This window comes from Candidatus Spongiihabitans sp., from assembly GCF_965247905.1.
Lineage (GTDB): Bacteria > Pseudomonadota > Gammaproteobacteria > Arenicellales > Poriferihabitantaceae > Spongiihabitans.
Map to the genome: position 1 here is coordinate 2367419 of NZ_OZ252047.1, position 13621 is coordinate 2381039.

Below are 13621 nucleotides of genomic sequence, written 5' to 3' on the forward strand. Positions count from 1 at the left end.
ATCAAGACAACCCAAAAAAACTAAAACAACCCTTCCACGTTACCCTGATCATTGATGCGAATGCGGTTGGCCGCAGGCCCTCTGGGCAAACCCGGCATGGTCATGATATCGCCGCAAACCACGACGATAAAACCGGCGCCAGCGGATAATCTGACTTCCCTGACCGGTAAAAAATGCCCGGTGGGCGCGCCCTTCGCGTTCGGGTCGGTCGAGAAACTGTACTGGGTTTTAGCGATGCACACCGGCAAGCGACCGAAGCCGCCGTCCTGTAACGCGCTGATATCGTTCATGGTTTTCTGGTCGGCGGTAATGTCGTCGGCGCGATAAATTTTAGTCGCCACGGTTTTGATTTTGTCCCATATCAACATGTCATCAGGATAGGCGGTGGTGAATTTGCTGGCGCCGCTGTCGGCGACTTGTGCCACTTCTTGCGCCAGGGCCAAAGTGCCGGCGCCGCCTTCGGCCCAATGGTTGGCATCGATGGCTTTCACGCCGTAACTCGCCGCCAACTCCCGCACCGCCGCCATTTCGGCATCGGTATCGGCGCTGAATCGGTTGACCGCCACGACCACCGGCACGCCATAGGACTTGACATTTTCAATATGGCGGGCAAGGTTCACGCAGCCTTCCTTCACTGCTCGCACGTTTTCCTTGCCAAGATTATCCTTGCCCACGCCGCCGTGCATTTTCAATGCGCGCACTGTCGCCACCAGCACCACCGCATCGGGCGCCAAGCCCGCGCTGCGGCACTTAATATCAAAGAATTTTTCCGCGCCCAGGTCGGCGCCGAAACCGGCTTCGGTGACCACGTAGGGCGCAAGTTTCATGGCCGCGCGCGTGGCAATCACCGAGTTGCAGCCGTGGGCGATGTTGGCAAAGGGTCCGCCATGAATGAACGCCGGATTATGCTCCAGCGTCTGCACTAAATTTGGCGCGATAGCATCTTTGAGCAACACCGCCATTGGGCCCGGCGCCTTCACCACCGCCGCCCGTATCGGCTGCCGATCGCGGGTGTAACCAATCACAATTTGACCGAGGCGTTGCTCCAGGTCTTTGGCATTTTTGGCCAGGCAGAATATCGCCATCACTTCCGAGGCCACGGTAATATCGAATCCATCTTCGCGCGGGTAGCCGTTGGCGACGCCGCCGAGCGAACTGGTGATGTGGCGCAACGAGCGATCATTCATGTCCACCACCCGACGCCAGGCCACGCGACGCGTATCGATGCCGGCGGCGTTGCCCCAGTAAATGTGATTATCTATCAATGCGGACAGTAAACTGTGCGCCGACGTAATCGCATGAAAATCGCCGGTGAAATGCAAATTAATATCTTCCATCGGGATCACCTGAGCGTAACCGCCGCCCGCCGCCCCGCCCTTCATACCGAAACAGGGGCCCAGCGACGGCTCGCGCAAGCACACCATGGTTTTCTTGCCGAGCAAGTTGAGGCCATCGGTCAGCCCCACCGAAGTGGTGGTTTTCCCTTCCCCCGCCGGGGTCGGGGTAATCGCGGTGACCAGAATCAGCTTGCCGTCAGGCCGATCTTTTAATGAATCAATATAATTCAGGCTGACTTTCGCTTTAGTATGCCCAAAAGGCACCAATGCGTCGTTGGGAATATCCAGTTTAGCGGCTATTTCAGCAATGGGTTTGATCGGCGCGTTTTGCGCAATTTCAATATCACTCATCAGTATTCTTAGTGGGTAATGCGCAATGCGTATGGTCTTTGCGCCTATCGAGTATATCGCCGACAGCCAGCCCGCTGGTTGCGGCATATTCAGCGGCGCCGATTTTACCACCGTCCGCCCGCACCCGCTTGACTTTGATGGCGCCCTCGCCCGCCGCCACCACAAATCCATGCTCGTCCACTGATAATATTTCTCCCGGTATTCTTTTGTGGCCGTCGGCCTCAGCCAGACATGAATCGAAAACTTTGAGTTCTTGCCGACCATGCGTCGTCCATGCACCCGGTTGTGGATTGCCCGCTCGAATCATATTGTATATTTGCGCGGCCGGTTTTGCCCAGTTAATTTTTGCGTCGCTTCGACCAAACCAGGATTCATATGAGCCTGTTGAAAGATCCTGCGCTATTTTAGGCGCCTGACCGCGTTTAACCAGGTCTAGTGATTCGATCATCGCATCGACCCCCATAGGAAAAAGTTTTTTGAAATAGACATCGCCAAGCGTCTCATCCGTGCCAATTTCGCACTCTTTTTGCAACAGTATCGGCCCCTGGTCAAGCCCATCGTCCGGCCAAAAAATGGACAGCCCGGTTTTGGCGGCGCCCATGGCGATGGGCCAGTTGATTGCTGACGGTCCGCGGTGCATGGGCAGCAACGACGGATGATATTGAAACGAGCCCAGCCGAGGCGCATTCAATACCGCTTGTGGCACCAACAACAACACATACGCCATCATGCACAGGTCGGCGTCGAATGATTGCATCAGCGCCAGCGATTCATCGGTTTTCCATGAAACGGGTTGATGCACTGCCAAGCCATTTTGCCGCGCGCACTCGACCAGCGGGTCAGCCTGAACTGTAGCGGATGAGACGCCTTGCCGCTGCGGCGCGGCGCATACCGCCACGATATTTTCATTGCGCGCCAGCAGCCGTTCCAAAACCGCCTTGCCGAAAGCCTGCTGGCCATGAACAACAATTCGCATACAACTCTCCCGTCTTAAAGGTTAACTAAACCGCGCCGGATTGCTTGATTGCCGCCACTTGCTCAGCGGAATACCCCAGAACGGTGGTCAGTATTTCATCGGTATGCTCTCCTAAAAGCGGAGAGCGCTCCACCCCCACCGGTGAATCCGACATTTTTATCGGACAACCGACGGTCAGGTACTTGCCGCGCTCAGGATGATCGACTTCCACTATCGTGCCGGTATCTCGCAATGCGGGTTCTTCAGCCAATTCTTTCATCGAAAGAATTGGCCCGACCGGAATATTTACGGCATTGCAAATATCCATCACTTCAAACTTGGTTTTGGTCATAGTCCATTGCTCTATGGTCTCAAAAATTGCGTTGAGTCGAGTCAATCTGGCTTTCGCAGTGGCGTAGTCAGAATCCTCTTTCCACTCCGGTTTTCCGATGACATCGCATACATTTTCCCAGACTGCGGCCTGGGTAATAAAATAGGTATAAGCGTTAGCATCAGTTTCCCAGCCTTTGCATTTGAGTATTCGTCCCGGTTGTCCGCCGCCTGAGTCATTCCCGGATCTGGGGGTGGCATCACCAAAATCCACGCCATCGGCAAACTGGGAATACTCGGTCAGCGGGCCGTGCTGCAAACGCTGCTGGTCGCGTAATTTTACCCGGCATAAATTCAGCACGCAGTCTTGCATCGGCGCCAACACTTGCTGGCCGCGCCCGGATTTTTCGCGCTGGTATAGCGCGGCGACCAAGCCCAGCGCCAGATGCAAACCGCTGCCCGAATCAGCAATTTGCGCGCCAGTGACCAACGGCGGGCCATCCGGGAACCCGGTCGTGGAAGCCGACCCGCCGGTGCATTGCGCGACGTTTTCATAGACCTTGCAGGCCTGGTACGGGCCTGGGCCAAATCCTTTGACTGAGCCCATAATCATGCGCGGATTCAATGCCTGGATGCGCTCCCAGGAAAATCCCATGCGCGCCAATGCGCCCGGCGCAAAATTTTCCACCATGACATCACATTCCTTGATCAACCGCTCCAGCACTGCCTTGCCGGCCTCGTGCTTGGAGTTCAGGGTCAGCGAGCGCTTGTTGTGATTGAGCATGGTGAAATACAGCGAATCGGCGCCGTCCACATCCACCAACTGGTTGCGCGTTGCGTCTCCCACGCCGGGACGTTCGACTTTAATCACATCGGCGCCCAACCAGGCAAGCAGCTGAGTGCAGGTCGGGCCGGATTGGACGTGGGTGAAATCAAGAATCTTGACCCCTTCAAGTGCTTTCATTTTTTCATTCCCATCAAATATGCAAATAAACTCTGCGTTATGGCTTATGGCTGCCGCGGGCCACATTTATACATGACTATTTATACATCGTCTGCGCTTTGGTGCCGGGCGCGTATTCATCCGGGTCAACCCATACATTGACCACCGCGCATTTTCCGCTTTTCGCAATGGCCGCTCGGGCGCGTTGCAAGGCCGGTTGAATTTCGCTGGCGTCGCGCACTTCCTCGCCGTAACCGCCAATCATTTCAGCGAACTTGCTGAACTGGACATCGCCCAACTGGTTGCCAACATTACCACGCTCTGATCCATACTTGGTAATCTGGCCGTAGCGGATTTGGTTCATGGCGGAATTGTTGCCGATGACGGCCAGGTACGGCGCGCCAAACCGTTGCGCGGTTTCCATATCAAATGCGGTCATGCCAAACGCGCCATCGCCGTACAGGCAAATAACCTCTTTGTCCGGATGCGCCAGTTTTGCGGCCATGGAGAAGCCGGTGCCGACGCCGAGCGAGCCGAGCGCGCCCGGATCCATCCACTGGCCCGGATTGCGTGGCCTGACCGCCTGCGCCGATATGGTCACGATATCACCGCCGTCGCCGACATAGATGGTGTCGTCGCCCAAGAATTGATTGATTTCCCAGGCCAAGCGATAGGGGTGTATCGGGCTTTGGTCGGTGGTGAACAAGGGCATCAGTTTCTCCAGTTTGGTGATTTCAATCTCGCGCAACTTCGCCATCCACTTTTGCCGAGATTGACGCGCGCCGTCATCAATGCGACCGGAAGAGGCCGCACAAACGGCCTGAGCCACAGCGGCAAGAATCGCCCCGGGATCACCCGCAAGTCCGAGACTGAGGTCGCGGTTCTTGCCGACCGTGGCATAACTCTGGTCGATCTGGATCAGCGTTGCGTCATTGGAAATACGCTTGCCGTAGCCCATTCTGAAATCAAACGGCGTGCCAACGATAACAATGACATCCGCATTGGCAAAGGCATCGCGGCGCGTGCGATCAAAATGATGAGGATCGTCGATCGGCAACATACCGCGACTGGCGCCATTCATGTACGCCGGGATATCCAGCGCGCGGATAAAATTAAGGGCATCCTGATGACCGCCGCTGCTCCAAACCTGCTGGCCAAAAAGCGCCGCAGGGCTTTTTGATTGAATTAAAATGCTCGCCAGTTTTTCAATATCCGCGGGGTCGCCAATCGAGCGCACCGATGCCCGATAACTTCCGGCTTTTGGAATCACCGCAGACTCGACCGGGATTTCGCGGTCAAGCACGTCCCGCGGAATCTCAAGATAGGACGGTCCATAAGCGCCGCTGAAACATTCCCGCGCGGCCATGGATACCATGTCCGCAACCCGCTCGGTGGAAAATACGCCGGAGGCAAATTTGGTTATCGGTGTCATCATGTCAACATGCGGCAAGTCCTGCAACGAGCCCATCTTATGTTGGGCAAGCGCGCTTTGTCCGCCAATGTGCAGCACCGGGCTTTCCGACCGGAACGCGGTGGCAATTCCGGTCACGGCGTTGGTGCAGCCGGGTCCAGCGGTGGTCACCACGCAACCGAGTTTTCCGGTTTGTCGGGCATATCCGTCCGCGGCGTGGGCCGCAGTTTGTTCATGTCGCACATCAATGATACGAATCCCTTCATCCAGGCAGCCATCGTATATGTCGATGATATGCCCGCCACACAAAGTGAAAATAGTATCCACGCCTTCATTCTTCAGTGCTCGCGCAACCAAATGACCGCCGGACACGACATCGGCAGCGCGGCTCTTCCTAGCCAGGGTGTCTGTCGCCGTATCGGATCGGCTTTTATTTTCTGGCGGCTTATTCATAAATAGGTTCGCCTACGCGGAATTATCATGCTACTTTACGTCTGCGTAACTTTTCATAAGCCATCTTAAACAACGGCAGGAACAAAAATAAAATCGCGACAATCGTGATCGGTGCCGCGTAGGTGCGATTAAAGAAAATCGCGAACGAACCATCACTAATGATTAACGACTGTCGCAAGGCTGGCTCGGCCAACGGCCCGAGCACGATTGCCAATACCGCAGGTGCAAGCGGGTAATCGAGTTTGCGCATCAGATAGCCGACGATACCGAATACCAACATCAGCCAGACATCATGCATATCCTGTGTCGGCGCATACCCGCCGATCAAGCATAAAATGAAAATGATGGGCGCTAGAATGGTAAACGGGGTTTTCAGAATTTTTATAAATACCGGTATAAACGCCACGTTAATCAAAACCGCGAATACGTTGGCGGCGTACAATGAGGCAATCAGGCCCCAAACAAAATCACTATGATCAACGAACAATCTTGGACCCGGTTCCAACCCCCAAATAACCATTCCGCCAAGTAATATTGCCGTGGTCGGCGAACCGGGAATGCCCAGCGTTAACATCGGTAGCATCGAGCCGGTGCTGGCTGCGTTATTGGCGGCCTCAGGCGCGCAAACGCCTTCCACCGCTCCTTGACCGAATTTTTCCGGTTGCCTGGAAATTTGCTTTGCGATGCCGTAGGCCATCAGTGAAGCCGGCGTAGCCCCGGCCGCTGGAAGTATGCCGACAAAATATCCCAAAAAAGATCCCATGACCGTGGTTTTCCAGGTTGAGACCAACTCACGCAAATTGGATAAGGTCCGCTTCACCGTGACATTCGCATCGGAAAGCATACTCTTGCCGCCACCCAGGCTATGCTCTTCAACCGTCCAGATCATTTCACCAATACCATAAATACCAATCGCCAATACCAGAAAATTAATACCATGCAAGAACCCGGTAATATCCCACAAAACCAAACGCGGCTCGCCAGAAATAATATCGAAGCCGACAGCGCTCAAAACCAGCCCGATACAAATTGAGAACAGAGTCTTGAAAATATCGTCGCCGCCCAAGCCGACGAAAGTGGCGAATGCCAACATCATCAACGCAAACTCTTCGGGCGCACCAAAAACCAGGGCAACATGCGCGAGTGGGGGTGCAAAAAAAGTGAACAGGACAATTGAAATTGTGCCGCCGACAAAAGAAGCCACTGCGGCGGCGGTCAGGGCTTTGTCCGCCAAGCCCTGCTTCGCCATTGGGCGACCATCAAAAGTTGTGGCAACCGCAGTCGATGCGCCAGGTATGCCGAGCATAATAGATGAGATGGCGCCGCCGTACATGGCACCATAATATATCGCCGCAAGAAAAATAATTGCCCCGGTCGGCGGCACCAGAAATGTTAACGGCAACAAAATGGCCACGCCATTTACCGAACCCAGGCCCGGCATCGCACCAATAAATAGCCCTAGCGCACAACCGACAATGATCAGCATCAAATTTTGCGGCTCAAATACGACCGCGAAACCACTACCGAGAAGTCCTAGAATTTCAACCATATTCTTATTTTTTTAAAACTGAAGGGTTACTTACCCGATCAAAAAACCCAAATCAAAAAAACATGCCGTAGAGCGGTATGAACAAGGGCTCGGTAATGCCTTTGGGGAGAATTATTTTTAGTGTTATTTCGAAAAAATAAAATATGACTGCCGGAATGGCGATGGCCAGGGTTATGGTCAGTCGCCAGGCGTGTTTGCCGAGAAATCTGATATAGAAAATAAGGAACAGGGGTAAGGCGCCATAGATGCCAATAACCGAAAATAAGCCGACAGTCACAATCAATGCCAACGTGACGGCGGCGACATCGGTCAATACATGCGGTTCTATGTAAACCTTTTCAGAGGTTGCAACCCGACCGCGCCTGCGAAACCAGTTGTAGCCGATTCCCAGGCAGGAAATCAGCATGATGGCGGACAACCAGAATGGCCAGGCACCCCCTCCCGGGCCTTCACCGTCTATCCAGCCGATCGGGAGCTCGGCGCTTTTGACCATAAGGTAGATGGAGAAGACCCCCATCATTATCGCCATTAACAATTCAGCAGTACGAACCGTCATGATTAGGCGTCCCCTATCTACACTTGCTATTTATGTCTTGTTATTTACGCACCAGAGAGCCTGGATTTCACCTCAGTTAAACGCACCCATTTTCATGAGCATCTCACGATGTATATCACGCTCTTCTTTCCAGTAGCTCATCAACGCATTACCGGTCAACAGATCGCCTTGCAGGCTTTTCTTGGTGCGATATTCCTGCCATTTATCGGAGTTGAATACGCGCGTGAACAGATCGGTGTAGTAATCTGCCGCTTCCGCGCTCATGCCCGGCGCGCCAACCACGGTGCGCTGCATGAAATAGACGAAGTCCTTGCCGAGCTCCTTGAAGGTAGGCGCATCGGGGAACAGCGGCAGCCGTTCTGACGTGAACGCCGCCAGCGCCTTGGTCGTGCCCGCTTCGTAGAATCCCAACTGCTCCGAAGGGTTGTTCACCGTGGAATCGGCGTTCTTGCCGGCCAGCTCTTTAGCAACCTTGCCGCCACCTTTATAAGGAACATATTTCATATCGAGGTCATAAGCGGAGTTAAGAAAATCGGTCAGCAGGTTATCTTCCGAATTCTTGCCGGTTCCGGCCATAATCCACTGGCTGCCTTTGGCTTTAGCCGCTTTAACAAAATCGGCGACATTGTTTATATCGGTGCGATCGGCATGAACCCAGAGCAGAAAAGTATCTTCGGCCATACGCGCAATCGGCGTGAAAGTGGCGATATCAACGCCAAGCTTGGGCTGTCGCAAAGGCGTGGTGTAAAAACTGTTCAGGGTGAACATGATGGTGTGGCTGTCGCCTTGCTTGCCGTTCAAATGCACCAGTGCTTCCGCGCCTGAGCCACCCGGCTTATTAATCGGCGTGAACGGCACCGGCGCCATATTATCTGACGCAATAATGCTCTGCATCAATCGAACCGCCTTGTCGGCGCCACCGCCCTTGCCGGCCATGACAACAAATTCAACTGGTTTTTGCGGTTCCCAAGCCGAGGCCGATTGGGAGTATATGGTTACTGCTGCCACCATCGCCAGTGCGACCGAAAACAGAAGTGTATTAGTAAATTTTATCATCTCATTCTCCAAAAGTTTGGTGTCCCGAACGCTACCTGAATGCTACCCGGTAGCGATAACGCGACGTGATTTTTAATCTGGCATCTGATATCTGGCATACCATATACCAGTTATTAGAATACTCCTGTTACCTGACAAAGTACAGTTATCCGCAAGGCCAGTGCAAATAGAACAGTGCAAATATAAATTTGAATACAGATTCAACGGCTATTGTCCTTCATGCTGCAACGTTTAATGTCTTGTTTTTTGTCACCTTGTTTTTCTCGGCTGGTTTTTGTCACTGGTGCAGCCGCATCGACAAACAAATGCAAATCACTTGCCAGCAGGCTCTATCGCAAAACCCGGCGCATGGTCGAGCCGATACTGACCGGGGAATCAGCGATAGTCACACCGGCCTCCGACAATCTTTCCATTTTATCCGCGGCGCTACCGCAGCCATGCTCAATGATGGCGCTGGCGTGCCCCATGCGCCGCTCGGCCGGGGCATACTGACCGGCGATATAGGCCACCACCGGTTTCGGATAATCACATTCCTTCAAGTATTCCGCCGCTTGCTCCTCTTCCGAGCCGCCTATCTCGCCAATCAACGCCACCGCCTCGGTTTGTGCATCTTCCCTGAACAATTCCAGGCAATCAACAAAATTAACCCCGTGCACCGGATCACCGCCAATGCCAATACACGTGGACTGCCCGAGCCCATTATCCGTTGTCTGCGACACCGCTTCGTAAGTTAGCGTACTCGACCGCGAAATGATGCCGATGCTGCCAGGCCGGAATATTTCCGCCGGCATAATGCCGATGCGGCATGCCTCAGGAGTGATGATTCCCGGACTATTCGGCCCGATCAATCGCGACTTATCCGACTTATCCGACTTATCCCGGGACAGTGCACCGATCACCTTCACCATATCAAGCACCGGAATATGCTCGGTGATACAGACTATCAGGGATATTTCGGCGTCGATTGCCTCAAGCATCGCGCTTGCGGCACCCTCTTTGGGGACGAAGATCACCGTGGTATCGGCGCCCGTTTCCGACATTGCCTCGCTAACGCTATTGAAAACCGGCAACCCAAGATGCTGGATGCCGCCCTTGCCCGGTCTCACCCCGCCCACCATTTGTGTGCCTGAGGTCATTGCACGCTCCACATAGAAAGTTGCCTGGCGGCCGGTAATCCCCTGACAAATAACTTTGTTGGACTTGTTGACTAGAATCGACATAATTCAGGTCCGCCTATTTTTTGTGCTCAGGTTTTTTGTTCTTCATTGCCCGGTCGCCAACGAAGCGCTTAAATCTGCTCTTCCATGGAGATTGCCCGGCCATCTCTGAACGGTCGCTTTTTATCGGGTTGGCGAGCGCAACTGCCTGCTCCGCCGCTTCAGCCATATTGCGCGCAAGAATGATATTGGGCATGGATTCACGCAGACGCCGGATCGCCAGTGCCGCATTGGTGCCGGCCAGACGCACGATTAAGGGAACGGTGATCGGCGACGACTGGTTGACCAGCAAGATGGCGTCGGCAATGGTGTCGCATCGCATAATGCCGCCGCCAAAAACATTGATGAGGACACTGTTAATCCGGTCGCTGGAAAGCACCAACTCGATGGCGCTGCGGCTGCGACTGACCTTGGAATCCGGTGGCAGGTCGAGAAAGTTAGCCGGCTCACCACCCAGGTATTTAATCGCATCAATGGTCGCCATGGATAATCCGGCGCCAACCGCCAGACAGCCAATATTGCCATCAAGTTTGAAATAGTTAAATCCGTCACGGCTGGCTTGCAAACGACCATCAAGGCGATAATTGTCCTGCTCCAGATATTGATTGTCCTGCTGCCTGAACATGGCGTTTTCATCCATCGCGATTTTTGCGTCCAGCGCGACCAGGTCATCGCCAACCACCACCAATGGATTGATTTCAACCAGGCTGGCATCGCGCTCGATAAACAACTTGTACATATTGTTTACCACCTGCTTTGCTTTTTCTGCCAATGCCGCTTCAAGATCCAGATTTTTCACCATGGATTCAAGCTGAGGCGGCGGCGCACCCTGTGGCCAATCAATTTCCAGGGTATGAATAGAGTCCGGATGTCGGGCGGCAACGGATTCAATATTAGTTCCGCCTTTGTCCGAATACAACAACACCACCTTTTTAACTTTTGCATCGACCAGCATTGCCATTGATAGCTCTTTGCCGGACACCAATGCCTGTTCGATATAGACACGATCTACGCTGGCCCCTTCCGTTCCAGTCTGCCGGGTAATCAGTTTGTTGCCCAGCATATCATTGGTGAAACGACGAATACTGGTTATGCTGTCCGCTTTGTGCACACCACTGGTCAGTTGGTTGCCTTCGATACGCCCTTCGCCTCGACCGCCTGAACGGATTTGCGCCTTGACCATCCACTGCTCACCGCCGAGCCGATTGCCGACCTCTCCCGCCTGTTCCGGAGTTATCGCAATTTCGCCTTTAGGAATCGCAATACCATAACCCGCGAGCAGCCGCTTTCCCTGATACTCATACAAGTTCATCGTTTTCTCTCGTCAGATTACTGATCAATTGATTAGTGTGATTGATAACCGTATTATTATACCGTCCACATTATACCGCCAACACAATACATGACAATCCATTCGCTGCGATAGTGGCCAGGCAGGATAGGACTGAAGCCACGGCAAACAAATTCTACTTCACCACCGACACAGCCAACCCGGCATCCTGCGCCGCCGGACGCGCCGGGCTGAGGGTGATCGAGCAGTGCGATCGGCGGATTATGCCAACTCGAAACGAAATTCCGGATAGAGCGCGCCGCCGATTCGGTCGCCGGGCTTTAATCCCAGTTGCGTCATTATCTGCGAATGATCGGGGTCCATGCCCTCTTTTCGAAAGCAAATACGCACATCGTCTCCCAGCCACCGGGTGCTGAATACTTTAAGATCCCGGTCATGGGAAAGATTACCGGATCCCCCGTGAATCACTCGACCATTGAATATCGCACAGTCGCCCGGCAGCATATCCCAGCTCAGTATCTCGTACTTGTCTCGATTGCCCTCAATATCCGGGAACGGTTCGCATTGGTCGTCGGGGAAGTCGATTCTCTGGTCGCGTTCGTCCTTGGTGAGCGCGCCGAAGTTGGCCTGCCGAAAGTGCCGATTCCAGCGGTGAGAGCCGCGCACAAACTCCAGCGCGCTCTTCTTTTCGACCGCGACAAGCGGCATCCAGATGGAGCAGGTATCGAAACCTTCCACAGACCAGTACGGCTCATCCTGATGAAATGGCGTGCGAAATTGCGCGCCGGGAGTGCGCACGAAAACCGCATCGAAAAAGAAATTGACGCGCTTGACATTCATCAGCCGCGCCGCGATTTGGGCACACGGTGATTGTTCGACGAATTTGCGGTATTCGGCGATTCTCTGCCATACCTGGCTGTCGTAAAAACAGACATGCCCGTTGTCATCACGGTCCCAGATGCGCCCGCGCGCGGTCGGTTCGGCAATGTTTTTTTCGATGCCTATACGCAATTTCTCGATCCAGGCTGGCGCAATTGCCTGCCGCAACAACACCACGCCATGTTCGGCAAAGTCCCGCACCACCCGTGGCGTGATGCGTTCAAAAATATCGTTTGTCGACAAACCCATGAGTAACCGATTAGACCGTTAACACGATTTTACCAAAATGGCTGCTAGTCTCCATAGCATGATGGGCATCGGCGGCTTTTGCCAACGGATAGATTTCGGATATCAATGGCGCAATTTTGCCGGTTGCCATCAATGGCAATACCGTTTTGGTAAATGCCGCAATGATGGCGGCTTTTTCGGGTAGCGGACGGGAGCGCAACACCGAGCCGATGATGCGTTGCCGCTTGACCATGACGAGCGCTAGATTGAGTTCGGCGACGCTCCCGCCCATCACCCCGATCAGCATCAACGTCCCGCCGACCGCGAGGCATTGCAGGTTGGGCTTCAGGTAGGCGGCGCCGAGGTGATCGAGAATCACATCCACGCCGCGCTGGTCGGTAATTTCCTTAACTTTATCCGCGAATGATTCGTTCTGATAATCAATCACGTAATCGACGCCGAGCTGTTTCACCCGTTCAACTTTTCCACTGGAGGCGGTCACGATAACCTTGGTATCCGGTGCCAACTGTTTGCATAGCTGAATGGCGGCGGTATTGACACCGCCGCCACCGCCATGAAGCAATACGGATTGATTGACCGGCTGGCCGGTTGACTGGCCGACCGATTGATCTCGCCCCAGACCGGCAATCATAAACAGATTCAGGTACGCGGTCAGGTAGGTTTCACACACGCAAGCGGCCTGGTTGAAATCCATGTTCTCGGGAATGACCATGGCATGATCGGCATAGGCGACTGCATATTCGGCGTATCCACCGCCGCCGATCAGGGCCATCACCCGCTCGCCAATTTTCCACTGCGTCACCTGCGCACCGAGCGCTTCCACGGTGCCGGCCACTTCCAGGCCGAGAATTTCAGATTCACCTTTGGGCGGCGCATAGTTTCCCTGGCGTTGGATTACATCGGGCCGGTTAACCGAGGTCGCCGCCACTTTGATTAAAATTTTCCCGTCGCCGACGAGCGGACGTTCGGCATCACCGAAAACCATCATTTCCGTGCCGCCAAAACCATTCAGCAGAATCGCTTTCATGCTTGATTGGCCCCCTG

Annotated in this window: 11 protein-coding genes; all 11 read right to left on the minus strand. The window is 54.0% G+C overall.

Annotated elements, in window-relative coordinates; all coding sequences use genetic code 11:
• Positions 1–20: 20 nt before the first annotated feature.
• Positions 21–1688: a formate--tetrahydrofolate ligase gene (locus tag ACP158_RS12305; protein ID WP_424946414.1), complete on the minus strand. Its 1668-nt coding sequence runs from the start codon at positions 1686–1688 to the stop codon at positions 21–23.
• Entirely contained in the window at positions 1681–2664 is a 984-nt protein-coding gene (locus tag ACP158_RS12310) for a methionyl-tRNA formyltransferase (RefSeq protein WP_424946415.1), read from the minus strand. The genes ACP158_RS12305 and ACP158_RS12310 overlap by 8 nt, the downstream gene beginning before the upstream one ends.
• Before the next feature lie 25 nt (positions 2665–2689).
• Positions 2690–3937 (minus strand): formyl-CoA transferase, encoded by a 1248-nt coding sequence (gene frc, locus ACP158_RS12315; protein WP_424946416.1) that lies wholly within the window; start codon positions 3935–3937, stop codon positions 2690–2692.
• A gap of 76 nt (positions 3938–4013) precedes the next feature.
• Positions 4014–5780: a thiamine pyrophosphate-binding protein gene (locus ACP158_RS12320; RefSeq protein WP_424946417.1), complete on the minus strand. Its 1767-nt coding sequence runs from the start codon at positions 5778–5780 to the stop codon at positions 4014–4016.
• A 25-nt stretch (positions 5781–5805) separates the two neighbouring features.
• The gene (locus tag ACP158_RS12325) at positions 5806–7329 is read right to left on the minus strand and encodes a tripartite tricarboxylate transporter permease (RefSeq protein ID WP_424946418.1); all 1524 of its coding nucleotides are present in this window, start codon (positions 7327–7329) and stop codon (positions 5806–5808) included.
• 52 nt (positions 7330–7381) lie between these two features.
• A complete protein-coding gene (locus ACP158_RS12330; protein WP_424946419.1) occupies positions 7382–7885 on the minus strand; it encodes a tripartite tricarboxylate transporter TctB family protein in 504 nt (167 codons plus the stop codon).
• 72 nt (positions 7886–7957) lie between these two features.
• Positions 7958–8941 (minus strand): Bug family tripartite tricarboxylate transporter substrate binding protein, encoded by a 984-nt coding sequence (locus tag ACP158_RS12335; RefSeq protein ID WP_424946420.1) that lies wholly within the window; start codon positions 8939–8941, stop codon positions 7958–7960.
• A gap of 329 nt (positions 8942–9270) precedes the next feature.
• The gene (sucD, locus tag ACP158_RS12340) at positions 9271–10161 is read right to left on the minus strand and encodes a succinate--CoA ligase subunit alpha (RefSeq protein WP_424946421.1); all 891 of its coding nucleotides are present in this window, start codon (positions 10159–10161) and stop codon (positions 9271–9273) included.
• Positions 10162–10174: 13 nt separating this feature from the next.
• Positions 10175–11470: an ADP-forming succinate--CoA ligase subunit beta gene (gene sucC, locus ACP158_RS12345; RefSeq protein WP_424946422.1), complete on the minus strand. Its 1296-nt coding sequence runs from the start codon at positions 11468–11470 to the stop codon at positions 10175–10177.
• A gap of 240 nt (positions 11471–11710) precedes the next feature.
• On the minus strand, positions 11711–12577 hold the full coding sequence (locus tag ACP158_RS12350) for a phytanoyl-CoA dioxygenase family protein (RefSeq protein WP_424946423.1): 867 nt from the start codon (positions 12575–12577) through the stop codon (positions 11711–11713).
• A 10-nt stretch (positions 12578–12587) separates the two neighbouring features.
• Positions 12588–13604, minus strand: a complete 1017-nt coding sequence (locus ACP158_RS12355) for an NAD(P)H-quinone oxidoreductase (RefSeq protein WP_424946424.1) — start codon at positions 13602–13604, stop codon at positions 12588–12590.
• Between the last annotated feature and the right edge of the window lie 17 nt (positions 13605–13621).

Excerpts from the sequence above, each read along its gene's own strand:
- ACP158_RS12305 (WP_424946414.1), bottom strand. The coding sequence starts at position 1,688 with ATGAGTGATATTGAAATTGCGCAAAACGCGCCGATCAAACCCATTGCT.
- ACP158_RS12310 (WP_424946415.1), bottom strand. The coding sequence starts at position 2,664 with ATGCGAATTGTTGTTCATGGCCAGCAGGCTTTCGGCAAGGCGGTTTTG.
- frc (WP_424946416.1), bottom strand. The coding sequence starts at position 3,937 with ATGAAAGCACTTGAAGGGGTCAAGATTCTTGATTTCACCCACGTCCAA.
- ACP158_RS12320 (WP_424946417.1), bottom strand. The coding sequence starts at position 5,780 with ATGAATAAGCCGCCAGAAAATAAAAGCCGATCCGATACGGCGACAGAC.
- ACP158_RS12325 (WP_424946418.1), bottom strand. The coding sequence starts at position 7,329 with ATGGTTGAAATTCTAGGACTTCTCGGTAGTGGTTTCGCGGTCGTATTT.
- ACP158_RS12330 (WP_424946419.1), bottom strand. The coding sequence starts at position 7,885 with ATGACGGTTCGTACTGCTGAATTGTTAATGGCGATAATGATGGGGGTC.
- ACP158_RS12335 (WP_424946420.1), bottom strand. The coding sequence starts at position 8,941 with ATGATAAAATTTACTAATACACTTCTGTTTTCGGTCGCACTGGCGATG.
- sucD (WP_424946421.1), bottom strand. The coding sequence starts at position 10,161 with ATGTCGATTCTAGTCAACAAGTCCAACAAAGTTATTTGTCAGGGGATT.
- sucC (WP_424946422.1), bottom strand. The coding sequence starts at position 11,470 with ATGAACTTGTATGAGTATCAGGGAAAGCGGCTGCTCGCGGGTTATGGT.
- ACP158_RS12350 (WP_424946423.1), bottom strand. The coding sequence starts at position 12,577 with ATGGGTTTGTCGACAAACGATATTTTTGAACGCATCACGCCACGGGTG.
- ACP158_RS12355 (WP_424946424.1), bottom strand. The coding sequence starts at position 13,604 with ATGAAAGCGATTCTGCTGAATGGTTTTGGCGGCACGGAAATGATGGTT.